This is a genomic window from Streptomyces sp. NPDC050422 (genome assembly GCF_044458665.1).
In the GTDB taxonomy this organism is placed as follows: domain Bacteria; phylum Actinomycetota; class Actinomycetes; order Streptomycetales; family Streptomycetaceae; genus Streptomyces.
In genome coordinates, this window is sequence record NZ_JBITIE010000016.1 from 75067 (window position 1) to 98126 (window position 23060).

A 23060-nucleotide genomic window follows, 5' to 3' on the forward strand; every position below is an offset into this window, starting at 1 on the left:
GGTCCAGACTCGGACCATGACCACGACTGCTGATTCGACTGCTGATTCCACGGCTGATCTGCGTGCCACGGTCGAGCGCTACTGGACCGCGGCCGACCTCCGTGACTGGGACACCTTCGCGACGACACTCGCGGACGAGGTGCTGTACGACCTGCCGCAGACCCGCGAGCGCATTCGCGGCAAGGCGCGGTACATGGCGTTCAACAGGGAGTACCCGGGGGACTGGCGGGTGCGCGTCGAGCGGATCGTCGCCGACCCGGGCGGGCGGCAGGTCGCCGTCCGGACGCTGATCACGGACAACGGGCAGGAGTCGCTCGCCGTCCACTTCTTCACGTTCGACGCGCAGGGCCGGATCAGCGAGATCACCGACTTCTGGCCAGAACCGTACGAGCCCCCGGCAGGCCGGGGGCACCTGGTCGAGCGGTACTGAGGGTGGCCCCCGAGCGCGACAGCGGCGCGGCACCGCTCCGGAGCCGGGAACTCCGAAGCGATGCCGCGCCGCCGCGACCGTTCAGGCCCTACGCGACCGAACGGAAGGCGGGCAGATAGCCGTTCGACTGTCCCACGGCCTTGGGGTGGTACGAGTTGTAGACCGGGATCGAGACGCTGTGGATCCAGGCATCACCGGAGCAGAGCTCATGCCCGGTGAACTCGTCGACCACGCTGGAGAAGGTGAATCCGGCGTTCGCCGCCTGCTTGGCGATGACGCCGTTCAGTACGTCGGACGCGTTGTTGATCGCGGTGCGCTCCTTCTCCGTGAGACCGGCGATGCAGCTGCCGCCGATCTTGTAGAAGCGCGGGTAGCCCAGCACCACGACGTGTGCCTGCGGAGCCCTGGAGTGGATCGACGCGTAGAGCGAACCCAGCCGGGACGGCAGCGTGTTGTTCATCTGGCCGACGGCCGTGTTGACGCTGGCGACGCAGGTGGCCTCGCCGGACAGCACGCAGTCCTGCATGACGTCGGCGAAACCGACGTCGTTGCCGCCCGCGGTGACGCTGACCAGTGAGGTGGACGAGCTCAGCGAACCGAGCTGCCCGCTGGCCACGGAGCTGGTGGTGGCGCCCGAACAGGCGACGAAGGCGAACGACGAAGGGGAGTTCGCCGCCGCCCACAGGTAGGGGTAGGACTTGGTGCTGCGGCGGCAGTCACCGCTGTCCGACAGATAGCTCCCGGCGCCGACGCCGGACGAGTACGAGTCGCCCAGGGCGACGTACCCGCCGGCGGCGGCCGAAGCCGGCTGAGCCATGCCGAGAGCAGCCGCTGCGGCGAGGAGCAGAGTGGATGCGGACGCCCAGAATCTCCGTACTGACATAGCTGTCAGCCCTCCGAAGTGTGGGGGGTGGGTGGGGGGTTGATGGAACGTCACCTGTTCTAGCAGCTCCGAGTACCCACCGGTAATAGCCATGCGGGAACGTGCCGGATTTGCCCGAATGATCATTCGGGAGTCATAGCTCCGCGCGTAGATAAACCTGTAACTCGCCCTGAAACAAAGGTTTGAGGGCCGCCCGCTCATCACTTCGTAGGCGGTGGAGCGGAGACGGAGCGGAGACGGAGCGGAGACGGAGCGGAGACGGAGCGGAGACGGAGCGGAGACGGAGCGGAGACGGAGCGGCGGTGGAGCGCGGAAGCGGAGCCGCGGTGGGGCAGCAGGGCGTACGGGGCTCTCAGCGAGCTATCGGCGTACGCCGCTGCGCCCGACCACCGCGCCCGCTCGGTCGATACAGATGACGTCGACGGCTACCGGCGCGCCCCGCAGCACCGACAGCGCCTCGTCCCGCGCCGCCGAGGCCACCAGGTCCCCGAGCGGAACGCCGCGCGTCAGGCAGGAGCGGAGCGCCGCGAGCCCGGTGTTCGCTGCGGCCACCTCGGCGGCCAGGGCCTCGTCGGCCCCGCCACGCAGGGCCAGCGCGGCCAGGAACGACGGATCGACCTGGGAGCGCCCGGAGTGCAGGTCGAGATGGCCGGCGGCGAGCTTCGACAGCTTGGCGAACCCCCCGCAGACGGTGAGCCGTTCCACCGGGTGGCGGCGTACGTACTTGAGCACCGCGCCCGCGAAGTCCCCCATGTCCAGCAGGGCGATCTCCGGCAGCCCGTACTCGGCCACCACGGTCCTCTCCGAGGTGGAACCGGTACAGCCCGCCACATGCGTCTGCCCGTCGGCCAGCGCCACGTCCACACCGCGCCGGATCGAGTCGATCCATGCCGAGCAGGAGTACGGCACCACCACACCGGTTGTACCGAGGATGGAAAGCCCGCCCAGGATGCCCAGACGCGGGTTCCAGGTGGAGCGGGCGATCTCCTCGCCGTCGTCCACGGAGAGCGTGATCTCCACGTCCCCCGAGCCCCCGTGCTCCGCCGCGACCCGCTCGACGTGCTCGCGCATCATCCGGCGCGGCACGGGGTTGACGGCGGGCTCGCCGACGTCGAGCGGCAGGCCGGGCAGCGTGACCGTGCCCACGCCCGGACCGGCCCTGAACACCACACCGGAGCCGGGCGGCAGCACCCGTACGGTGGCCCGTACGAGAGCTCCGTGCGTGACATCGGGGTCGTCGCCCGCGTCCTTGACGATGCCGGCCGTGGCCCGCCCGTCGCGCAGTTCCTCTACCGCGAGCGCGAAGGCGGGGGTTCGGCCACCTGGCAGGGTGATGGTCACCGGGTCGGGGAAGTCGCCGGTCAGCAGGGCCGTGTAGGCGGCCGTGGTGGCCGCGGTCGCGCAGGCGCCGGTGGTCCAGCCGGGCCGCAGACCGGTGTGTTTGAGTTGGGCGCCGCGGCCGCCCGCCGCCTCCGCCTCACCCATGGAGGGTTCCGATGCACGTGCTCGTACTCGGCGGCACGGCACAGGCCCGCCGGCTGGCCGGGCTGCTGGTGGCGGAGCTGCCCGCGGGGGCCCGGGTGACCAGTTCGCTGGCGGGCCGGGTGGCCGGACCGAGGCTGCCGCCCGGTGAGGTGCGCGTCGGTGGCTTCGGCGGAGCCGGGGGCCTGGCCGCATGGCTGCGTACGCACCGGGTGGATGCGCTCATCGACGCCACCCATCCTTTCGCCGGGACGATCAGTTTCCACGCGGCCGCCGGTGCCGCTGCCGCCCATGTTCCTCTCCTCGCGCTGCGCCGCCCCGGCTGGGTGCCCGGCCCGGGCGACGACTGGCGCCCGGCGGCCTCCCTGGACGCGGCAGCGGCGATGCTTCCCGCCCTCGGCCGGCGCGTGTTCCTCACGACGGGGCGCCTCGGCCTCGCGGCCTTCGCGGGGCTGGACGCGCTGTGGTTCCTGTCGCGGTCGGTGGACGCCCCTGAACCGCCGTACCCGGCCCGGATGGAGACGCTACTGGACCGGGGGCCGTTCACCCTCGACGGCGAGCGCGAACTGATCCGCCGCCACCGCATCGACATCCTCGTCACGAAAGACAGCGGAGGCGCCGCCACCGCCCCCAAACTCGCCGCCGCCCGCGAGGCGCGGATCCCGGTGGTCATGGTGGGCCGGCCCCCGGCCCCGGAAGGCGTGTCGGTGGCCGGCACCCCGGAGGAGGCCGTCACCTGGCTGCGCGCACACCTCGGGCACCCGGACTGACCGGCAGGCGGCTCACTCCTCCTCGCTGGCCAGGGCGTTGACCGCCGAGGCCGCCATCGCACTGCCGCCCCGGCGGCCCCGCACGATCAGGTGGTCGAGGCCCGACGGGTGCGCGGCCAGGGCGTCCTTGGACTCGGCGGCACCGACGAAACCGACCGGCACACCGATGACGGCCGCAGGCCTCGGCGCCCCCTCCTCGATCAGTTCGAGCAGCCGGAACAGCGCGGTGGGCGCGTTCCCGACGGCGACGACCGCACCGTCCAGCCGGTCCCGCCACAGCTCCAGCGCGGCGGCGCTGCGGGTCGTACCGAGATCCGCCGCGAGACCGGGAACGGCCGGGTCGGACAAGGTGCACACCACCTCGTTGTCCGCGGGCAGCCGCCGCCGGGTGATGCCGCTGGCCACCATCGCCACGTCGCACAGGATCGGCGCACCGCCCCGCAGCGCCGCACGGGCGCGGCTCACCACGTCCGGGGTGAAGGCGAGGTCGCGTACCAGGTCGACCATGCCGCAGGCGTGGATCATCCGGACCGCGACCTGGCTCACGTCGGCGGGCAGCCCCGACAGATCCGCCTCGGCCCGGATGGTGGCGAAGGACTGGCGATAGATGGCCGGTCCGTCCTTCTCGTACTGGTGCACAGTGCTGTCGCTCTCTTCGTCTCTGCGTGGGGCCGACGGCCGTACGGGTGCGTCGCCTCTGCGTGGGGGCAACGGTCGTACGGGTGCGTCGCCTCTGCGTTGGTTCGCGGCCGTCGGGTGCGGCCGCGAACCCCTGGAGCCCCACGAACCGCACCGCCTCCACAAGCACCGTGGGACACCGCACCGGCAGTATCCCCGGAGCAACGGCAAGGCGCTGCCGGCCCCCGGCCTCAGCGGCTGACCGCGGCCTCAGCGGCTGACCGCGGTCTCCGCCCGGACGCGCGACAGCTTCTCGGGGTTGCGTACGGCGTAGAGCCCGGTGATGACACTCAAAGCAACGGTCAGGCACCGCGGGGCCCGCTTCCGCCGTTGCGCCGCGGCCGCTTCGCCCGCGCGGCGGAGTGCGGCGTCACCGTGGAAGCAGCGGAGGGCAGGGGCGATACAGTCGGCGTCGTGGTGAGTACGCACACTCTGCTGAGAGACCTCCTGCTTCAGGCCGACCGCCTGGACCCGTGCGCTGCGGCCGGTCAGGGCCCGCGGACGCTGCTGCCCGGCGGGCAGGCCCGGTTCCGTGCGGCCGGTCTCAGTTCCGTGGGCGCGAAGAGGACGCGGCGGGCCCTCGTCCGCGCGGACGCGAGGTGAACGGTCCCGCACGTGTGACGATCAAGGACGTCGCCGCCCGGGCAGGCGTGTCCAAGGGGGCAGTCTCGCTGGCGTTCAACCAGAAGCCGGGCGTCTCGGACGCCACCCGCCGGAGGATCTTCGAGGCCGCGAAGGACCTGGGCTGGGCGCCGAACCTCACCGCGCGCAGCCTGTCCAGCCAGAAGGTCGACATCATCGGCCTGGCCCTGTGCCGCCCCGCCCGGCTGCTCGGACTCGAACCGTTCTACATGGACTTCATCTCCGGCATCGAAAGCGTGCTGGCCGAGCGGTCGTACTCACTGCTCCTGAGGCTGGTGCGGGATCTCGACGAGGAGATCGAGCAGTACAAGTCCTGGTGGCGCAGCCAGACGATCGCCGGCGCCGTCCTGGTCGACTTCCATGAGGACGATCCGAGGGTCCCGTCCCTGCAGTCCATCGGGCTGCCGGCGGTGGCCGTCGGACATCCGTCCCTGACCGGCGCCTTTCCCGCGGTGTGGACCGACGACGCCACGGCCGCGGCCGAGGCCGTCCGCTATCTGGCGGCGCTCGGGCACCGGCGCATCGCCCGCGTCGGCGGCCCGGTCGGGCTCGGGCACAGCGCCATCCGGACCGCGGCCTTCGCGGCCACGATGCGGGAACTGGGGCTGGCCGAGGGCCGCCAGATAGCGACCGGCTTCGACGGAAGCGAGGGAGCCAGAGCCACCCGCTCCCTCCTGATGTCGGCCGACCGTCCGACGGCCATCGTCTACGACAACGACATCATGGCCGTGGCGGGAGCGGGCGTCGCTGCCGAGATGGGCTTCGCGGTCCCCGACGACGTGTCGCTGCTCGCCTGGGACGACTCGCAGCTGTGCCGGATCACGCACCCCACGCTGTCGGCCATGAGTCACGACGTGCACAGCTTCGGGGCGCAGGTGGCCCGTACCCTGTTCGCCGTCATCGAGGGGCAGCACACCGGTTCCGTACAGGTGCCGACCCCGTCCCTCACCCCACGCGGCTCCACCGCGCAGGCGCCCGCCCGGAGTTGAGGCGGGCAGGCGCGAACGGTCGTGCTGCCTCTCCGCCCGGTCGTGCGGGGACAGGTCAGGAGCGGACGGCGGCCCTGAGCGGGGGAGTGGTGGCCCGTGCGGACGCTACGGCGGCTGCCCCGATGAGCCCCGCGTCCAGGGCCAGCAGCGCCGGTACGACGGGCAGCCCGCGGGTGAAGTCGAGTACGGCGTAGTCGGCCAGGCGCCGTCGCAGGGGGACGAAGAGCGTGTCGCCGGCCTGCGCCACTCCGCCGCCGATGACCACGAGATCGAGTTCGACGAGAGCCGCCGTCGCCGCGATGGCCGCTGCGAGCGCCTGCGCGGCCCGCTCGTAGGCCCCCAACGCTCCCGGGTCCCCCGCCCGCGCCGCCTCCGCGACCGCCGCCGCGGTCGGGGCCACCCCGGCCGGTGCGCGCCACCCGGCCGCCTGCGCGTGAGCGGCGATGGCCGTCCCGCTGGCGAAGCCCTCGACACAGCCGGGAGCCCCGCACGGGCACATCGCACCGGCCAGATCGACGGTGATGTGCCCGATGTGACCCGCGTTCCCCGTCCTGCCGGTGTGCAGCCGGCCGTCGAGGACCAGGCCGCCGCCCACTCCGGTGGACACCACCATGCACAGCGCGTTCTCGAACCCCCGCGCCGCGCCCAGCCAGTGCTCCGCGGCGGTCATGGCCACCGCGTCCCCGACCAGTACGGGCCGCAGTCCCGCGGGCAGCCGCGGGTGCGCCGCCACCCGCCCGGTCAGCGGGAAGTGCCGCCACGCGGGAATGTTGACCGGGCTGACCGTGCCCGCGGCGGTGTCGACGGGGCCCGCACTGGCGATGCCGAGGCAGGCCAGCTCCTCCCACATCGGATGTACGGCCAGTTCGTCGAGCACCGAGGTCACCGCCGCCATGAGCTCGTCGGCGGACTTCTGCGCGGGAGTCGGCCGCTGTGTGCGTACGAGCAGAGTGCCCGCGTCGTCCACGAGCGCTCCGGCGATCTTCGTGCCGCCGATGTCCAGTGCTCCGTACACCGTCACGTCACCACACCCTTCGTGAAGGGAGCGGGTTCCCTTCGCTCCGGAGCCCACTCTGACGGGTGGTGACAACGTTGTCTAGTATGCTGTTTAGTTTAGGTCAAGGTTTAGTAATGTCCTTTGGCTCGTCCGGCAGTCGGCGGGGTGCGCATCAGCGGGCGAACTTCTCGATGGCGGCCGGCGTGACGGGAGTGAAGAAGTTGACGAGGTTGCCGTCGGGGTCGCGGAACAGGAGCGCGCGGTTCCCCCAGGGCATCGTGGTGGGCTCGTTGACGAAGTCCTCCACGAAGCCGGTCAGGTTCTCGTACACGCGGTCCACGTCATCGACGAGGAACTCGAGGATGACGCTGTGGTTCTCGGCCGGACGGGCGGAGCCGGGCGCGAAGAGCGGGACGGTGCGGGTGCTGCCGATCGCCAGGGAGGCCGAGGCGGTCCTGAGCTCGGCGAAGTCCTCCGTGGCCCACTGGGCGGAAACCCCGGTGGCGCGCTCGTAGAAGGCAACGAGGCGGGCGGCGTCGCCCGTGATGATGCGGACAGAGACGAAATCCATGGTCTTCTCCTGGTCGGTCGGTGCTTCCGAGATGCACGCTACGACGCATACCGGGCAGAACTCGCCCGGTATAAGGGGCAGACTTCCGTACATGCCCCGCCCCATCGCCCGCGTCCTCACCCTGCTGGAACTCCTGCAGTCGGGTGGCATCCGCACCGTGCCCGAACTCGCCGACCGGCTCGGCGTCGACGAACGCACCGTGCGGCGCTATGCCGGCCACCTCATCGACCTCGACGTGCCCGTCGAGTCGGTACGGGGCCGCTACGGCGGCTACCGGCTCGCCCCCGGCTACCGCATGCCCCCGCTCATGCTGAACGACGACGAAGCGCTCGCCGTACTGCTCGGCCTGGTCGCGGGCCGCCGGTCCGGGCTGACGACGGCCATGGGAACGGCGGGTGAGACGGCGGCGGCGAAGATCCGGCGCGTGCTGCCCGAACGGCTGAGAGCCGGGCTCGACGCCGTACTCGCCACCCTCGCCTTCACGGCTCCGCCCGGCGAGGCGGGCCCCCCGGACTCCGCGGTGCTGCTCCCGATCGCCGACGCGGTGACGCGCCACCGGCCGGTCTCGATCCGGTACACCGCCGCCGACGGCCGGCGCAGCGAACGCACCCTGCATCCGCACGGGATCGTCGCCCACTCGGGGAGGTGGTACGTCACGGCAGCGGATCCCGCGATCGGCGAGGACCGGACGTTCCGGCTGGACCGCATCAGTGGCGTGCGGACCCTGCCCGGCTCGTTCGAACCACCCGCCGGAGTGGACCCGGCGAAGCGCGTACTGACTGGGCTCGCCACGGCTCCGTACCGGCACGAGGTGACGCTGCGGGTGCAGGGGACGGCCGAGCAGATCCACGCCCGGCTTCCCGCAGGCATCGCGATCGTGGAGGAACTGCCGCCCCCGGACGACGCAGGCCCGGTATCCGGGCGCTGGGCCCGCGTCGACCTGCGTGTGGAGCGGCTCGACTGGCTGCCTGCCGTACTCGCCTCGCTGGACCGTCCGTTCGTCATCGAACGCCCGGACGAACTCCGCGGCCTCGTGGAAGCCCTCGCCGAGCGCCTCGCGGCCTCCGCCCGGCGGGGCCGGCCCCTTGTATAAGGACCCTGGACCGAGGCCGGGTCGCTGCCCTCGACCGACGGAAAACGACTCGCCAGGGCTGCACCCGGGTGCCATACGATTGCGGCCGCCTGCACACGCGGTCGCCGCCCGTCACGACGCGTGACACGGTTGAACGACCTGAACGACCTGAACGACCTGAACGACCTGAACGACCTGCGTGGTCGCGTCTACACATTGGAGCATCCAAGGATGGCTCGACACCTGGTAACCAGCGCGCTTCCCTACATCAACGGGATCAAGCACCTGGGAAACATGGTCGGGTCGATGCTTCCGGCGGACGTGTACTCCCGGTACCTCCGCCAGCGTGGTCACGACGTCCTCTACATCTGCGCGACCGACGAGCACGGGACACCGGCCGAACTGGCGGCCAAGGCGGCCGGAATGTCGGTGGTGGAATTCTGCGCACAGGCCCATGAGGCGCAGAAGGCCGTGTACGAGGGCTTCCAGCTCGCCTTCGACTACTTCGGACGCAGTTCCTCGCGGCAGAACGCCGAGATCACGCAACACTTCGCGCGCCGCCTGCGCAGTTGCGGCTTCATCGAGGAACGGGCCATCCGCCAGGTGTACTCACCGGTCGACGGCCGCTTCCTGCCCGACCGGTACGTCGAGGGCACCTGCCCGCACTGCGGCTACGACAAGGCCCGCGGCGACCAGTGCGAGAACTGCACCCGCGTCCTCGACCCGACCGACCTGCTGAACCCCCGCTCGGCGATCAGCGGATCAACGGAGCTGGAGGTCCGCGAGACCACGCACCTGTTCCTTCTGCAGTCCAAGCTCCAGCACGAGGTCGAGGCGTGGGTCGCGCTTCACGAGGAGCAGTGGCCGCAGCTGTCCTCCTCCATCGCCCGCAAGTGGCTGACCGAGGGCCTGCGCGACCGCGCCATCACCCGTGACCTGGACTGGGGCGTTCCGGTCCCTGCCGACACCTGGCCGGAACTCGCCGCCGAGGGCAAGGTCTTCTACGTCTGGTTCGACGCTCCGATCGAGTACATCGGCGCGACGAAGGAGTGGTCGGACGCCGCTCCGGACGGTGAGACACGCGACTGGAAGTCATGGTGGTACGAGGCTGACGACACGGTCCGCTACACCCAGTTCATGGCCAAGGACAACGTCCCGTTCCACACGGTGATGTTCCCCGCCACGGAGCTCGGTGTCCGCGAGCCGTGGAAGAAGGTCGACGTGGTCAAGGGCTTCAACTGGCTGACGTACTACGGCGGCAAGTTCTCCACCTCGCAGCAGCGGGGCATCTTCACCGACGCCGCGCTGGAGACGCTGCCGGCGGACTACTGGCGCTACTTCCTGATCGCCAACGCCCCCGAGTCCGACGACTCCGCCTTCACCTGGGAGCACTTCGCCGCCACGGTCAACAAGGACCTCGCCGACACCCTCGGCAACTTCGTCAACCGCGTGCTGTCCTTCTCCCGCAAGCGCTTCGGGGACGACGTCCCTGCGGGCAACGCGCCAGGCGAGGGGGAGACGCGTCTCGGCGAGGAGATCGCACGTCTCCTGGCCGAGTACGAGGACCAGATGGAGGCCCTCCAGTACCGCAAGGCCGGGGCCGCGCTGCGCGCTCTGTGGTCGGCGGGCAACTCGTACCTGGAGGAGAAGGCTCCCTGGCTGGAGATCAGGACCGACTCGGAGGGTGCGGCCCTGACCCTGCGCACGGCGATGAACCTCATCCACCTCTACGCGATCGTCTCCGAGCCGTTCATCCCGGCCTCGGCCGCCGCCATGCGCGGTGTCTTCGCCCTGGAGAGCGACACCGTGACCTGGGTGACCGCCGAGCAGGCCACGTCCCTGGACGCGGTCCCGGCCGGCACGGCCTTCACCGTGCCGCCGGTGCTCTTCGCGAAGATCACGGCGGAGGACCTGGAGTCCTACCGCGAGCGGTTCGGCGGGGGCGACGCCTGAGGGCGAAGGAGGAAATGGCTGCTCGTGCAGGAACTGCGGCGGGCGAGCCTGTAGGCGGCCATGGAGGACGTGCGAGGAGCACCCCGACGCACGCCGAGACTCTGGACGAGGCCATCCAGACCCGCCAACCGCGCGAAGCGCCGGGTGTGGCGCGTGTCCTGAGCGGCCATCACCCGCATGGCCGCCGGGGCCACTGTGGGCCGCTATGGGTCGCTGTGGGTGTTCGTGGCATCGGCGCCGGTGTATCGATGCTGGTCAGGGCGGGTGAGTCTGACCGGAGCGGAGCCGCAGCGCATCCACCCTTTGGCCGATACCGACTATCTCTCCACAGAGCCCACGAAAATCTATGGTGGCCATCGTAGACATTGGCTGGTGGCGTAGCTATGGTTTCTCTCGTAGCCCAAGAGGGACGGCAGGGCCCGGCAGAGACGAACTGCCGGGCAGCGGTAACCGAAGTTGGGTGCGCAGGACGGTGCGGTGGTGGAGTTTCGAAGCCAGGGTTGTTGCAGGTCGGCGACGGGACTGACGACCGGACCGGGTGGCCCGCAGTGATCAGGGGCCGCCGTGAGCAGTACCGCAGTTCATGCGGAGCAGTACCGGCATGAGGCAAGTGATCAGTCCCAGAGGGAAGAACGGAGGAGCCAGACGCCATCAGGATCGCCCGGGTGGAATCTTGAGCCCGGGTACCGCAGGACATCGATAGTGAGGTGGTCTCCGGTCAAGCAACCGCGATCCCCGTACACCCGACAACTTCCAGGTCGGGTCAGCGGACACAGAAGGCCGGCGCGGAATCAGCGTCGGCAGGTGGTGTAGCAGTTCCTTCGGGGCCCGGGTGCATAGAGCACCCGGGCCCCTCCACGCGTTCCACAGAGAGGTGCAAATGACAGCAGGCGAATCGTTCGGCCGTCTCGACGACGACGACTATCCCGCCTACACCATGGGCCGGGCCGCCGAGATGCTCGGCACCACCCAGGGCTTTCTCCGTGCCATCGGAGAGGCCCGCCTCATCACCCCGCTGCGATCCGAGGGCGGACATCGCCGCTACTCCCGCTACCAGTTGCGGATCGCCGCCCGCGCCAGGGAACTCGTCGATCAGGGCACCCCGATCGAGGCCGCCTGCCGCATCGTCATCCTTGAGGACCAACTCGAAGAAGCCCAGCGCATCAACGCGGAATACCGCAACGCCGCCGAATCGGCGCGTCCGACGGCCGCTGGCTGAGGCAGTGAGCACCCCGCCCGGCTTCCCGTCCGGGCTGGGAGCGCAGAGCATCTCGGGCGGGCTCGGGCTCTGCCCAGCGACTGGTTCGCATGAACAGTGGGCGTCGGCCGTCAGACGATGGTGGTGGGATCCGAGGCGCTTGTGACAGGGTCGCGCAGCAGCAGCAGCAGCAGCAGCAGCAGCAGCGCCGCGCGACCCTGATCTGCGGAATTCGGGCACCCGGGCGGAGCCGGGTGGCGCCCCTTCCCTTACCGGTGCGGCAAGGCGAGCCCGCCGGGGCGACGCAGGCAGCCGCCGCACGGTCGGGCCTGTCCTCGTCCCGCAGCCAGTAGTACGTCCTGCGCACGCCGTCCCCGTTGTGTGCGGCTTCCCTCGGAAGCGCACTGTCGAGACCGAGCGCGTAGGTGGGTGCTGCGGTGTGTGCACGGCACGCACCACCCCGCTGCGGGCCTACAGGCCGCATTCGTTCGGCGCACTCGGCTCCCAAGACGCCCCCAGGAACGAGTCAGGGGCCTGATCCACTTAGTGGATCAGGCCCCTGACCTGGTACTTCAGCTGTCGGGGTGGCGGGATTTGAACCCACGACCTCTTCGTCCCGAACGAAGCGCGCTGCCAAGCTGCGCTACACCCCGATCGCCGCCGGTCTCCCGGCGACATCGATTACTTTAGCCCACCGGCGCCCGGAGACGAAATCCGCTTTTTGCCGATGCGGCGGGCGTCGCCCGTCATACGTCCCGCGCCGTCAAGGTCAGCAGGGTCGCCTCCGGGGGACAGGCGAAGCGGACCGGGGTGTAGCGGTTGGTGCCGCAGCCGGCCGAGACGTGGAGGTAGGCGCGGTGGCCGTCGGCCGTGTGGCTGGAGAGGCCCTTCGCCCGGTCCGTGTCCAGGTCGCAGTTGGTGACCAGGGCTCCGTAGAAGGGAATACACAGCTGGCCGCCGTGGGTGTGGCCGGCCAGGATCAGCGGGTAGCCGTCCGCCGTGAAGGCGTCGAGTGAGCGCAGGTACGGGGCGTGGACCACGCCGATGGAGAGGTCGGCGCCCGTCTCGGGGCCGCCCGAGACCTCCGCGTAGCGGTCGCGCTTGATGTGCGGGTCGTCGAGCCCGGTGAAGGCCAGCTCCAGGCCGTCGAGCTTCAGGCGGCCGCGAGTGTTGGACAGGTTCAGCCACCCCGCGTCGTCGAAGGCGTCGCGCATCGGTTCCCACGGGTTGTGGACGACGCCGACAGCCGGGGCGTTCCCGTTGAGGCCGTGCTTGCCCGCGGTCTTCTCGAAGAGGTAGCGGGCGGGGTTGCGGAGCTTGGGGCCGTAGTAGTCGTTGGAGCCGAAGACGTACACACCCGGGAACTCCATCAGCGGACCGAGTGCGTCGAGCAGCTCCGGTACGGCCTCCGGGTCGGAGAGGTTGTCGCCGGTGTTCACGACGAAGTCCGGGCGCAGGCCCGCCAGCGACTGCAGCCAGGCGCGCTTCTTGCGCTGGCCGCTGACCATGTGGACGTCGGAGACCTGCAGCACGCGCAACGGGCGTGCCCCGTGCGGGAGTACCGGGATGGTGACCCTTCGCAGGCGGAACGAGCGGGCCTCGAATCCGGCTGCGTAGGCGAGACCGGCGGCGCCGGCCGCGGCGGTGACCGCCGTGATTTTCAGGGGTACTCCGTAGCGTGCGCGCATGCGCCCATCGTCGCAGACGGGGCGTGCCCGCAGGAAAACCGGCGGGCGGTGAGCGCCCCGCACCTGCCACAATCACCCCATGACCACGCTCAAGTCCAAGCTCAAGGAAGACCTCACCACGGCCATGAAGGCGCGCGACGAGCTGACCTCGTCCACGCTCCGGCTGACCCTCACCGCGATCACCAAGGAGGAGGTCGGCGGCAAGACGGCCCGCGAACTCTCCGACGACGAGGTGCAGAAGGTGATCGCCAAGGAGGCCAAGAAGCGCCGCGAGGCGGCCGAGGCCTTCGCCAAGGGCGGCCGGACCGAGCAGGCCGAGCGGGAGAAGAGGGAGGGTGAGCTGCTCGACGCCTACCTCCCGCAGCAGCTGAGCGACGACGAGCTGACCGCGATCGTGGCGTCCGCCGTCGACGAGGCGAAGTCCGCCGGGGCCGAGGGGCCGCGCGCGATGGGCGCCGTCATGAAGATCGTGAACCCGAAGGTTGCGGGGCGCGCCGAGGGCGGCCGGGTGGCTGCCGCGGTGAAGAAGCTCCTCGCGGGCTGAGGCCGCGAAGCGCAGCAGGCAGCAGACATGAAGGTGGGGCGCCCCCGGATCGGGGGCGCCCCACCTTCATGTCCGACGTGCGCCGGGGCCGGCCGGGTCAGGGGCCGTTCTGACCGCGGCCGTTGCCGTCGTTTCCGCCGATCAGATTCGGCGGGATGCTGATGCCGGGGAAGGGGTTGTCGTCGCCGGGCTTGTTGTCGCCCTCGCCCGGCTTCTTCTTGTCCTTCTTGTCCTTGTCCGCCTTCGGCTTCGCCCGCGGTACGTCGACCGGGTTGAAGGCCGGGGTCTCGGAGGCGTTCAGGGAGCCGGTCATCGCCGTCCGCCAGATCGGACCCGGCAGACAGCCACCGCAGACGTCCTCGTAGTACTGGCCGCCGATGGTGATGTTGCTCATCGGGATCTGCTTCGCACCGTCGCTGCCGACCCACACCGCCGTGGACAGGTTCGGTGTGTAGCCGACGAACCAGGCGTTGATGCGCTCGTCGGTCGTACCGGTCTTGCCCGCGTTGTCACGGTCGATGAGACCGGCCGACTTCCCCGTGCCATCCTCGACGACACCCTTGAGCATCTGGTTGATGGTGTCGGCCGAGTGCTCGCTCATGGCCTTGTCGCACTGCGACTTCGGTACGTCGATCTTCTTGCCGTCCGGCTTGGTCACCGACAGGATCGCGATCGGGGAGCAGTACGTGCCGCGGTTGGCGAAGGTGGCGTAGACGGAGGCCATCGCCAGCGGCGTCGACTCCTGGCCGCCGAGGGTGGTGGAGGGGGCCTGGCGCAACGGCTTGTTGTCGCCGCGGTTGTAGCCGACCTTCTTCGCCATCGTGAGCGTCTCGCAGAGACCGGTCTTCTGCTCCAGCTTGGCGAAGTAGGTGTTGATCGACTTGCCCAGCGCGCTGGTCATGTCGAAGGTGCCCTTCTCGTCCTCCCGCTCGTTCGCGACGTCCCACGGGATGGTGTCCGCGGCCTGGTTCTCGCAGGTGCGGAAGGCGTCGGCGGGCAGCGTGATCTTGTGGTCCGTGGTGAAGCTCTGGGCCGGGCTGATCCCCTTCTCCAGCGCCGCCGCGGCGGTGATCGGCTTGAACGTCGATCCCACCTGGAAGCCGGCGTAGCTGCCGCCCATCTTGTGGTCGACGGAGAGGTTCAGGACGGTCTGGTGCTTGGACGCGTCCAGTCCGTAGGGACGGGACTGGGCCATCGCCATGATCTGCCCGGTACCGGGCTGGACCTGGACGACCGAGGTCGCGACCTTGTCGTCCTCGTTGACCCGGGAGGTGGCTGCCTCGTTGGAGGCGGCCTGGGAGCGCGGATCCAGGGTCGTCTTGATGGTCAGTCCGCCGGTCGCCCACAGCTTGGCGCGGTCCTTCGCGGTTTTGCCGAAGGCCGGGTCGCTCGTGACGATCTGGCGTACGTAGTCACAGAAGAAGCCGGAACCGCTGACCGCGGTGATGCAGCCGTTCTTCGGCCGCTTCACCTTCAGCTTGATCGGGGTCGCCTTGGCCTTGGCGGCCTCTTCCGGAGAGATGTCCCCGACGTCCGCCATCCGCTGGATCACGGTGTTGCGACGCTTGGTCGCCTCCTCCGTGTCGTTGACGGGGTCGTAGCGGCTGGGTGACTGCACGATGCCGGCCAGCATCGCCGCCTCCTCCAGCTTCAGGTCCTTCGCCGACTTGGAGAAGTAACGCTGGGAGGCCGCCTCGACGCCGTACGCCTGCTGGCCGAAGAACGTGATGTTGAGGTAGTTCTCCAGGATCTTCTTCTTGCCGAGTTCCTCCTCGACCTGGATCGCGTACTTCAGCTCCTGGACCTTGCGGCCCAGCGTCTGCTGGGTGGCCTGGGCGACCTTGGTCGGGTCGTCACCGGCCTCCTCGACGAAGACGTTCTTCACGTACTGCTGAGTGAGGGTCGACGCGCCCTGCGCGGTCCCGCCCGCCTGTACGTTGCGGTTCATCGCACGCAGGATGCCCTTGAGGTCGACCGCGCCGTGTTCGTAGAAGCGGGCGTCCTCGATCGCGATGATCGCCTTCTGCATGTACGGGGAGATCTTCGTCAGCGGCACCACCGTGCGGTCCCGCGAGTACACCGTGGCGATCTGGCCGCCCTGGTTGTCCAGGATCGTGGTGCGCTGGCTCAGCGGCGGAGTCTTCAGATTGGCCGGGATTTCGTCGAACCCGTCGACCGTTCCCTTCGCGGCGAGACCCAGTGCTCCGGCGGCCGGCAGCGCGATGCCCGCCAGGACCACTCCGGAGAGTGCGGCGACACCGAGGAACTTGGCGGCCTGCTGGGTCGTCGTGAGACCCCCGCCCGAGCGCTTCTTTGGCATGGGGGCAGCCTACGTTCTCATTCGCCGGACACACGTATATGCCTTGGCCTAAGCTGCTCTCAACTGTCACAGCAGTCCGGTTTTGTATCAACCCCCCTGCATGACCCTGTGCATGACCCGGCCACGAGTTCAGGCGCTCCCGAAATCGCCTCGTGTGTCATCGACCGTCCGTTATGACTCAGGTGGTCTGTCCCGATTCTGCCGGGATAGTCGTGCATGTCCTCACCTCACTCCCCTGGGTGATCTGCCGCATACGCATAGTCCGTTCGGGCCATTCAAGATTGGGCCCGAAGGGGGTGTTGTGCTGTCGCCACCTTCCGTAACGTCCTCAACTGGCAGCGGTGAATATGCCGCTACCGCCGTGGGGGAGCCTCGATTCGGGAGAGGACGGCGCCGGGATGGGCTGGGTAACCGACTGGAGTGCGCAGGCAGCCTGCCGCACTACCGATCCGGATGAACTGTTCGTACAAGGGGCAGCGCAGAACAGGGCCAAGGCGGTGTGCACCGGATGCCCGGTGCGGACCGAGTGCCTTGCCGATGCGCTCGACAATCGCGTCGAATTCGGCGTGTGGGGCGGAATGACCGAGCGGGAGCGCCGCGCACTGCTGCGCCGACGCCCGACGGTCACGTCCTGGCGCCGGCTGCTGGAGACCGCGCGCAGCGAGTACGAGCGGTCCACGGGCATCCTGCCCGTGGCGATCGGGCTGGAGGACGACGAACTGCACGAGACGTTCGCCGCCGTGGGGTAGCCCCGGGCGGCAGGGCGGACGACGGGGAGGCTACGCAGCTCCGGCCGAGGCGGAACCGGCCGCGAGCCGGTCCCCGATGGCTCGCAGCCCTGCGAGGTCATGGACATCACCGGGCAGCGCGGCCACCGCGGTCACGGCCACCTCGGGATGCAGCGCGGTGAAGCGGTCGCGTGTGCGCTGTTCGCGCGCGACCACCTGCATCCGTTCGGCATGCAGGCGCAGCAGACCTGCCGTCAACTGTTCGACGGTCACGACGTCTGCGGTGAGGGCGTCTGTGGTCACGGGGTCTGTGGTCACGCCGTCTATCGCGGCGTCGGTACGGGCGTCGGCATCGGTGTCCGCGATGTCGGCGGGCTCGTGCTCCGAGGCATGCTCGGACGGTTCGGGGGTGGCGGCTCCTGCGGTGTCCGGGGTCTGTGCGGAACCGGCCGCGGGGGATTCGGCGGGCTCACGAAGTCCAGCCTTCCCGGCCCCCTGATCCACAATGCCGTCGGCATCAAGATTTTCTGCGGCCGCCAGCGCGCGCTCCGCGGAGAGCCTGGCGGCGTCACTGCCGTGAACCCGGTTGAGCACCAGCCCGGCCAGCGGCATGTCCTCCGCGGCCAGCCGCTCCACGAAGTACGCCGCTTCGCGGAGCGCGTCCCGCTCCGGTGTCGCGACGACGAGAAACGCCGTACCGGGTGCCTGGAGAAGCTTGTACGTGGCATCGGCGCGGGTGCGGAACCCGCCGAACATGGTGTCCATCGCGGCGACGAACGTCTGCACGTCCCGCAGGAACTGGCCGCCGAGCAGCTTGCCCAGCGTCCCGGTCATCATCGACATGCCCACGTTGAGGAACTTCATTCCGGCCCGGCCGCCCATTTTCGCGGGGGCCATCAGCAGCTTGATGAACTTGCCGTCCAGGAACGAGCCCAGCCGCTTCGGCGCGTCCAGGAAATCCAGCGCGGACCGCGACGGCGGGGTGTCGACGACGATCAGGTCCCACTCGTCGCGCGCCCGGAGCTGCCCGAGCTTCTCCATCGCCATGTACTCCTGCGTGCCCGCGAAACCGGCCGACAGTGACTGGTAGAAGGGGTTCTCCAGGATCGCCCGTGCCCGCTCCCCGTCCGCGTGCGCCTCGACGATCTCGTCGAAGGTCCGCTTCATGTCGAGCATCATGGCGTGCAGCTCACCGGAGCCCCGCGTCCCGATGCCCTTCACCCGGCGGGGGATGTTGTCCAGGGAGTCGATGCCCATGGACTGGGCGAGCCTTCGCGCCGGGTCGATGGTGAGGACGACGACCTTGCGACCGCGCTCGGCCGCGCGTACGCCGAGGGCCGCAGCGGTCGTCGTCTTGCCGACGCCGCCCGAACCGCAGCAGACGATGATCCGGATGTCCGGGTCGTCGAGCAGGCCGTCGGTGTCCAGGGCGGGGGCCGCGGCCGGGGCCGTACCGGCGTCCGCCTCCGTCTCCGCGTCCGTGCTCGCGGCGGTGTCCGTACTGCTGCCCGTGTCCGCGCCGGTGCCCGATGTCATGAACCCACCCCTTGTTCCGCCCCCTCGTCGCCCACGCCCTGCTTGCGCAGCTCGACCGCCAGCTCGTACAGCCCGGCCGGGTCCACGCCCTCGCCGATCAGCGGGAGTTCGTATCCCGGCAGTCCGAGCCCCGCCAGTACGGCGCGCTGCTCACGCTCCAGCTCCACCCGCTGGGCGTGCTCGGCCGCCTGTTCGACCAGGGGGCGTACGAGCCCTGCGGAACCGGTCACGCCTGCCCGGGTGAGCGTCTTGGCGATCTCCTTGCGCCGCCCGCCCGCCGCGGTGCGCAGGGCGTCCTCGTCCAGCAGGTGCGGGCGCACCATGTTCACGATCACCCGGCCCACCGGCAGTTCGGCGGCCTGCAGCTCCGCGATGCCGTCGGCGGTCTCCTGGACCGGCATCTCCTCCAGGAGGGTCACCAGATGCACTGCCGTCTCGGGAGACTTCAGTACCCGCATCACGGCCTGCGCCTGATTGTGTATCGGGCCGATCCGGGCCAGCCCCGCCACCTCGTCGTTCACGTTGAGGAAGCGGGTGATGCGGCCGGTCGGCGGGGCGTCCATGATCACGTAGTCGTAGACGAACCGATTCCGCTTGTCCTTGCGGCGCACGGCCTCGCACGCCTTGCCCGTCAGCAGGACGTCCCGGACGCCGGGCGCGATGGTGGTGGCGAAGTCGATCGCGCCGAGCTTCTTCAGCGCCCGGCCGGCGCTGCCGAGTTTGTAGAACATCTGGAGGTAGTCGAGGAGCGCGCGCTCGGCGTCGATCGCCAGCGCGTACACCTCCCCGCCGCCCGGCGCGACGGCGATCTTGCGCTCCTCGTAGGGGAGGGAGTCCGCCTCGAAGAGCTGGGCGATGCCCTGTCTGCCCTCGACCTCGACGAGGAGGGTGCGCCTGCCCTCGGTCGCGAGGGCGAGCGCGAGGGCGGCGGCGACCGTGGTCTTACCGGTACCGCCCTTGCCGCTGACGACCTGGAACCTGCTCACGTATTCGAGCCTAACCAGTCGCGCCGCAGGCTACGCACGAGGCTGCGCGTCCCGTGGATTACTCAGGCATTACAGTCGGGCCATGACCAAGTGGGAATACTCGACTGTGCCCCTTCTCGTGCACGCGACCAAGCAGATTCTGGACACCTGGGGCGAGGACGGCTGGGAGCTGGTCCAGGTCGTTCCCGGCCCGAACAACCCCGAGCAGCTCGTGGCCTACCTGAAGCGGGAGAAGGCCTGATGGCCGGCACCGTCGAGGCGAAGCTCGCCGAACTCGGGCTGGCCCTGCCGGACGTCGTGCCGCCGATCGCCTCGTACCAGCCGGCCGTGCAGTCCGGGGTGTACGTGTACACCTCGGGCCAGCTGCCGATGGTGGACGGCAAGCTCGCCGTCACCGGCAAGGTCGGCGCGGAGGTCACGCCCGACGAGGCGAAGGAACTGGCGAAGACCTGCGCGCTGAACGCGCTGGCCGCCGTGAAGTCGGTCGCGGGCGACCTGGACCGGATCGCCCGCGTCGTGAAGGTCGTCGGTTTCGTCGCCTCCGCCACGGACTTCACCGGTCAGCCCGCCGTGATCAACGGCGCGAGCGAACTGCTCGGCGCGGTGCTCGGTGACAAGGGCGTGCACGCCCGCAGCGCGGTCGGCGTCGCGGTGCTGCCGCTGGACGCGCCGGTCGAGGTCGAGGTCCACGTCGAGCTGACCGGAGTCTGAGCCGACGTCGTACCGCTGCCGGTGTGCGACACCGGACGAGTGGGGATCCCGTCCGGTCGCGACGACCGGGCGGGATCATCTGTGTACAGGGCATGTACGGATCACCGCGCCCCTCGAACATCGGCGCGGTTCCGGATAGCCTCCGGCCATGTCCAATGGTCAGTGGTACCCACCGGAATGGCCCGACCGGATCCGGGCCCTCGCCACCGGCGAACTGACGGCCGCGACTCCTCGGCGGGCCGCCACCGTGATGCTGCTCCGGGACACCGCCACGGGTACCGGGGACGGGCCCGCGGTCCACATGCTGCGCCGGCGCACCTCGATGGCCTTTGCCGGAGGGGCGTACGCCTATCCGGGTGGCGGGGTCGACCCGCGCGACGACGACAGGCTCGTGGGCTGGGCCGGACCCGCGCTGGAGAGCTGGGCGCGGCGGCTCGGAGTCGGGACGCCGGCCGAGGCGCAGGCGATCGTCTGCGCCGCCGTACGCGAGACGTACGAGGAGGCGGGCGTCCTGCTCGCGGGGCCGACCGCGGGCACGGTCGTCACGGACACCACCGGCGAGGACTGGGAGGCCGACCGCGAGGCGCTGGTCGCGCGGGAGCTGTCGTTCGCCGAGTTCCTCGACCGGCGCGGGCTGGTGCTGCGTTCGGACCTGCTGGGCGCGTGGGCGCGCTGGATCACTCCGGAGTTCGAACCGCGCCGCTACGACACCTGGTTCTTCGTCGCCGCGCTCCCGGCCGGCCAGCGCACCCGCAACGCCTCGACGGAGGCAGACCGCACGGTGTGGATCGGTCCCGGCGAGGCGGCCGACGGATACGACCGGGGGGAGCTGCTGATGATGCCGCCGACGGTTTCGACCCTGCGCGCGCTCAGGCCGTACGCCACCGCCGCGCAGGCGTTGGAGGCGGCATCGGGCCAGAACCTCGCCCCCGTGCTCGCACAGGCCCGTCTGGAGGGTGACGAGCTGGTGCTGAGCTGGCCGGGGCACGCGGAGTTCACCAAACGCATCCCGACGGGCGGTACGGGCGGTGGTTCCGCATGAGCGAGGCCGCAGCGCTGCCCGGACAGCCGCGTGGTGGCGTGCTGTCCGGCCCCGCCACGACCCGTGCGGTTAACGTCCTCGCGCCCAACGCGTCGGCGATGACGCTGGACGGCACCAACACCTGGATCGTCGCCGAGCCCGGCTCGGACCTCGCGGTGGTCATCGACCCGGGCCCGCTGGACGACGCCCATCTGCGGGCGGTCATCGACACGGCCGAGCGGGCGGGCCGCCGGATCGCGCTCACGCTCCTCACCCACGGCCACCCCGACCACGCGGAGGGCGCGGCGCGGTTCGCCGAGCTGACGCGTACGAAGGTACGGGCTCTGGACCCGGAGCTGCGTCTCGGCGACGAGGGCCTGGGGACGGGGGACGTGATCACGACCGGCGGGCTGGAGATGTACGTGGTGCCGACCCCGGGCCACACCGCGGACTCGCTCTCCTTCCATCTGCCCGCCGACCGCGCGGTGCTGACGGGGGACACGATCCTCGGGCGCGGGACGACGCTGGTGGCGCACCCGGACGGACGGCTGGGCGACTACCTCGACTCGCTGCGGCGGCTGCGCTCGCTCACGGTCGACGACGGGGTGGACATCGTGCTGCCGGGCCACGGCCCGGTGCTGGACGACGCGCAGGGCGCGGTCGAGTTCTACCTGGCGCACCGTGCGCACCGTCTGGCCCAGGTGGAGACGGCCGTGGAGGCGGGATATCTGACGTCGGCGCAGGTGGTGGCACATGTGTACGCGGACGTGGACCGGTCCCTGTGGCCCGCGGCGGAGCTGTCGGTACGGGCGCAGCTGGAGTACCTCAGGGAGCACGGACTGATCTGAGGGGCCTGCCCCGGACACGTACGCGAGGGGCCCCGCCGGTGTCGGCGGGGCCCCTCGGGCGTTGCGTACGACGACGGGTCAGCGGGACCGCTTGGCCAGCCGCTCCACGTCCAGCAGGATCACGGCACGGGCCTCCAGCCGCAGCCAGCCGCGGCCGGCGAAGTCGGCGAGGGCCTTGTTGACCGTCTCGCGGGAGGCGCCGACCAGCTGGGCCAGCTCCTCCTGCGTCAGGTCGTGCACGACGTGGATGCCTTCCTCCGACTGGACGCCGAAGCGGCGCGACAGGTCGAGGAGGGCGCGGGCGACACGGCCCGGCACGTCGGAGAAGACCAGGTCGGACATCTGGTCGTTGGTCTTGCGCAGGCGCCGGGCGACGGCGCGCAGCAGGGCCGTGGCCACCTCGGGGCGGACGTTCAGCCAGGGCTGGAGGTCGCCGTGACCGAGGCCGAGGAGCTTGACCTCGGTCAGCGCGGTCGCGGTGGCTGTACGCGGGCCCGGGTCGAAGAGCGACAGCTCACCGATCAGTTCGCCGGGGCCGAGGACCGCCAGCATGTTCTCGCGCCCGTCGGGGGAGGTGCGGTGGAGCTTCACCTTGCCCTCGGTGACCACATAGAGGCGGTCACCCGGGTCACCCTCGTGGAACAGCGCGTCGCCGCGCGCGAGGGTCACCTCACTCATCGAGGCGCGGAGCTCCGCGGCCTGCTCGTCATCGAGCGCCGCGAAAAGCGGGGCGCGCCGCAGAACGTCGTCCACGAGTTCTCTCCTTGTCGGCCTGTTCAGGGAACCGTGGTCCCCATCATGCCGGACGGTAAAACAGTGCGATCGATCACAAACCAGTTTGACGCACGCGCGTGCCGGAGCGTACGGCAGGGGGCCGATTGGGGGTGGATCGCCGGTGAGCGGGGTGGACGCCGGCCCCGGGCACTGGGCCGGCCGGGTGACCGGAACGCCGGTGGGAGTGCAGGCCGGAGGGGGCTGACAGGTGACAGCGGGCCGCGATTCCGCTGTGGGCG

At 70.4% G+C, this 23060-nt stretch carries 23 protein-coding genes and 1 tRNA gene; 13 read left to right on the forward strand and 11 right to left on the reverse strand.

Annotated elements, in window-relative coordinates:
* The first annotated feature begins 16 nt into the window (after nucleotides 1–16).
* A complete protein-coding gene (locus tag ACIBJG_RS25115) occupies nucleotides 17–430 on the forward strand; it encodes a nuclear transport factor 2 family protein (protein ID WP_399310605.1) in 414 nt (137 codons plus the stop codon).
* Nucleotides 431–518: 88 nt separating this feature from the next.
* Here the strand turns inward: ACIBJG_RS25115 and ACIBJG_RS25120 are convergent, their stop codons facing one another.
* Together ACIBJG_RS25120 and ACIBJG_RS25125 are read right to left on the reverse strand one after the other, a co-directional pair.
* On the reverse strand, nucleotides 519–1313 hold the full coding sequence (locus ACIBJG_RS25120) for an SGNH/GDSL hydrolase family protein (RefSeq protein WP_399310607.1): 795 nt from the start codon (nucleotides 1311–1313) through the stop codon (nucleotides 519–521).
* Between the two features lie 360 nt (nucleotides 1314–1673).
* Nucleotides 1674–2798: a cobalt-precorrin-5B (C(1))-methyltransferase gene (locus ACIBJG_RS25125; protein WP_399310609.1), complete on the reverse strand. Its 1125-nt coding sequence runs from the start codon at nucleotides 2796–2798 to the stop codon at nucleotides 1674–1676.
* An 11-nt stretch (nucleotides 2799–2809) separates the two neighbouring features.
* Here ACIBJG_RS25125 and ACIBJG_RS25130 point away from each other — a divergent pair, with 11 nt between their 5' ends.
* Entirely contained in the window at nucleotides 2810–3565 is a 756-nt protein-coding gene (locus ACIBJG_RS25130) for a cobalt-precorrin-6A reductase (RefSeq protein ID WP_399310611.1), read from the forward strand.
* Nucleotides 3566–3577: 12 nt separating this feature from the next.
* On the opposite strand, the gene ACIBJG_RS25135 is transcribed toward ACIBJG_RS25130, so the two are convergent.
* Nucleotides 3578–4204: a precorrin-8X methylmutase gene (locus ACIBJG_RS25135; protein ID WP_399310612.1), complete on the reverse strand. Its 627-nt coding sequence runs from the start codon at nucleotides 4202–4204 to the stop codon at nucleotides 3578–3580.
* 453 nt (nucleotides 4205–4657) lie between these two features.
* Between ACIBJG_RS25135 and ACIBJG_RS25140 the strand changes: the two genes are divergently transcribed.
* Nucleotides 4658–4846, forward strand: a complete 189-nt coding sequence (locus tag ACIBJG_RS25140; RefSeq protein WP_399310613.1) for a hypothetical protein — start codon at nucleotides 4658–4660, stop codon at nucleotides 4844–4846.
* On the forward strand, nucleotides 4843–5874 hold the full coding sequence (locus tag ACIBJG_RS25145) for a LacI family DNA-binding transcriptional regulator (protein WP_399310614.1): 1032 nt from the start codon (nucleotides 4843–4845) through the stop codon (nucleotides 5872–5874). Before ACIBJG_RS25140 ends, ACIBJG_RS25145 begins: the two co-directional genes overlap by 4 nt.
* Nucleotides 5875–5929: 55 nt before the next feature.
* Here ACIBJG_RS25145 and ACIBJG_RS25150 read toward each other — a convergent pair whose 3' ends face one another.
* Nucleotides 5930–6895 carry an ROK family protein gene (locus ACIBJG_RS25150; protein ID WP_399310615.1) on the reverse strand — a complete coding sequence of 322 codons (966 nt, stop codon included), beginning with the start codon at nucleotides 6893–6895 and terminating at the stop codon, nucleotides 5930–5932.
* A 148-nt stretch (nucleotides 6896–7043) separates the two neighbouring features.
* Entirely contained in the window at nucleotides 7044–7442 is a 399-nt protein-coding gene (locus ACIBJG_RS25155; protein ID WP_399310616.1) for a VOC family protein, read from the reverse strand.
* A 91-nt stretch (nucleotides 7443–7533) separates the two neighbouring features.
* Here ACIBJG_RS25155 and ACIBJG_RS25160 point away from each other — a divergent pair, with 91 nt between their 5' ends.
* The 3 genes from ACIBJG_RS25160 to ACIBJG_RS25170 all read left to right on the forward strand — a co-directional run bounded on the left by ACIBJG_RS25160 (nucleotide 7534) and on the right by ACIBJG_RS25170 (nucleotide 11686).
* On the forward strand, nucleotides 7534–8535 hold the full coding sequence (locus ACIBJG_RS25160; RefSeq protein WP_399310617.1) for a helix-turn-helix transcriptional regulator: 1002 nt from the start codon (nucleotides 7534–7536) through the stop codon (nucleotides 8533–8535).
* A 210-nt stretch (nucleotides 8536–8745) separates the two neighbouring features.
* Nucleotides 8746–10467: a methionine--tRNA ligase gene (metG, locus tag ACIBJG_RS25165; RefSeq protein WP_399310619.1), complete on the forward strand. Its 1722-nt coding sequence runs from the start codon at nucleotides 8746–8748 to the stop codon at nucleotides 10465–10467.
* Nucleotides 10468–11347: 880 nt separating this feature from the next.
* Nucleotides 11348–11686 (forward strand): MerR family transcriptional regulator, encoded by a 339-nt coding sequence (locus tag ACIBJG_RS25170; protein ID WP_399310620.1) that lies wholly within the window; start codon nucleotides 11348–11350, stop codon nucleotides 11684–11686.
* Nucleotides 11687–12244: 558 nt separating this feature from the next.
* On the opposite strand, the gene ACIBJG_RS25175 is transcribed toward ACIBJG_RS25170, so the two are convergent.
* Nucleotides 12245–12318, reverse strand: a tRNA-Pro gene (locus tag ACIBJG_RS25175).
* Nucleotides 12319–12411: 93 nt separating this feature from the next.
* Nucleotides 12412–13353 (reverse strand): metallophosphoesterase, encoded by a 942-nt coding sequence (locus ACIBJG_RS25180; protein WP_399310621.1) that lies wholly within the window; start codon nucleotides 13351–13353, stop codon nucleotides 12412–12414.
* 79 nt (nucleotides 13354–13432) lie between these two features.
* Between ACIBJG_RS25180 and ACIBJG_RS25185 the strand changes: the two genes are divergently transcribed.
* Nucleotides 13433–13897 (forward strand): GatB/YqeY domain-containing protein, encoded by a 465-nt coding sequence (locus ACIBJG_RS25185; protein WP_359080736.1) that lies wholly within the window; start codon nucleotides 13433–13435, stop codon nucleotides 13895–13897.
* 97 nt (nucleotides 13898–13994) lie between these two features.
* Here ACIBJG_RS25185 and ACIBJG_RS25190 read toward each other — a convergent pair whose 3' ends face one another.
* Nucleotides 13995–16217, reverse strand: coding sequence for a transglycosylase domain-containing protein (locus ACIBJG_RS25190; RefSeq protein WP_399310623.1), 2223 nt, complete (start codon nucleotides 16215–16217; stop codon nucleotides 13995–13997).
* A 398-nt stretch (nucleotides 16218–16615) separates the two neighbouring features.
* Between ACIBJG_RS25190 and ACIBJG_RS25195 the strand changes: the two genes are divergently transcribed.
* Nucleotides 16616–16966 carry a WhiB family transcriptional regulator gene (locus tag ACIBJG_RS25195; RefSeq protein ID WP_018551136.1) on the forward strand — a complete coding sequence of 117 codons (351 nt, stop codon included), beginning with the start codon at nucleotides 16616–16618 and terminating at the stop codon, nucleotides 16964–16966.
* Between the two features lie 30 nt (nucleotides 16967–16996).
* Here the strand turns inward: ACIBJG_RS25195 and ACIBJG_RS25200 are convergent, their stop codons facing one another.
* Nucleotides 16997–18481, reverse strand: coding sequence for an ArsA family ATPase (locus tag ACIBJG_RS25200; protein WP_399310625.1), 1485 nt, complete (start codon nucleotides 18479–18481; stop codon nucleotides 16997–16999).
* Nucleotides 18478–19467 (reverse strand): ArsA family ATPase, encoded by a 990-nt coding sequence (locus ACIBJG_RS25205; RefSeq protein ID WP_399310626.1) that lies wholly within the window; start codon nucleotides 19465–19467, stop codon nucleotides 18478–18480. Before ACIBJG_RS25205 ends, ACIBJG_RS25200 begins: the two co-directional genes overlap by 4 nt.
* 82 nt (nucleotides 19468–19549) lie before the next feature.
* Between ACIBJG_RS25205 and ACIBJG_RS25210 the strand changes: the two genes are divergently transcribed.
* The 4 genes from ACIBJG_RS25210 to ACIBJG_RS25225 all read left to right on the forward strand — a co-directional run bounded on the left by ACIBJG_RS25210 (nucleotide 19550) and on the right by ACIBJG_RS25225 (nucleotide 22047).
* Nucleotides 19550–19708, forward strand: coding sequence for a DUF4177 domain-containing protein (locus tag ACIBJG_RS25210; protein WP_019063748.1), 159 nt, complete (start codon nucleotides 19550–19552; stop codon nucleotides 19706–19708).
* On the forward strand, nucleotides 19708–20178 hold the full coding sequence (locus tag ACIBJG_RS25215; protein WP_399310627.1) for a RidA family protein: 471 nt from the start codon (nucleotides 19708–19710) through the stop codon (nucleotides 20176–20178). The genes ACIBJG_RS25210 and ACIBJG_RS25215 overlap by 1 nt, the downstream gene beginning before the upstream one ends.
* Nucleotides 20179–20326: 148 nt before the next feature.
* Nucleotides 20327–21220, forward strand: coding sequence for an NUDIX hydrolase (locus tag ACIBJG_RS25220; protein ID WP_399310628.1), 894 nt, complete (start codon nucleotides 20327–20329; stop codon nucleotides 21218–21220).
* Nucleotides 21217–22047, forward strand: a complete 831-nt coding sequence (locus ACIBJG_RS25225) for an MBL fold metallo-hydrolase (protein ID WP_399310630.1) — start codon at nucleotides 21217–21219, stop codon at nucleotides 22045–22047. Before ACIBJG_RS25220 ends, ACIBJG_RS25225 begins: the two co-directional genes overlap by 4 nt.
* Before the next feature lie 78 nt (nucleotides 22048–22125).
* On the opposite strand, the gene ACIBJG_RS25230 is transcribed toward ACIBJG_RS25225, so the two are convergent.
* Complete coding sequence (locus tag ACIBJG_RS25230; RefSeq protein WP_123460131.1) at nucleotides 22126–22800, reverse strand: Crp/Fnr family transcriptional regulator; 675 nt, start codon at nucleotides 22798–22800, stop codon at nucleotides 22126–22128.
* Nucleotides 22801–23060 lie beyond the last annotated feature (260 nt).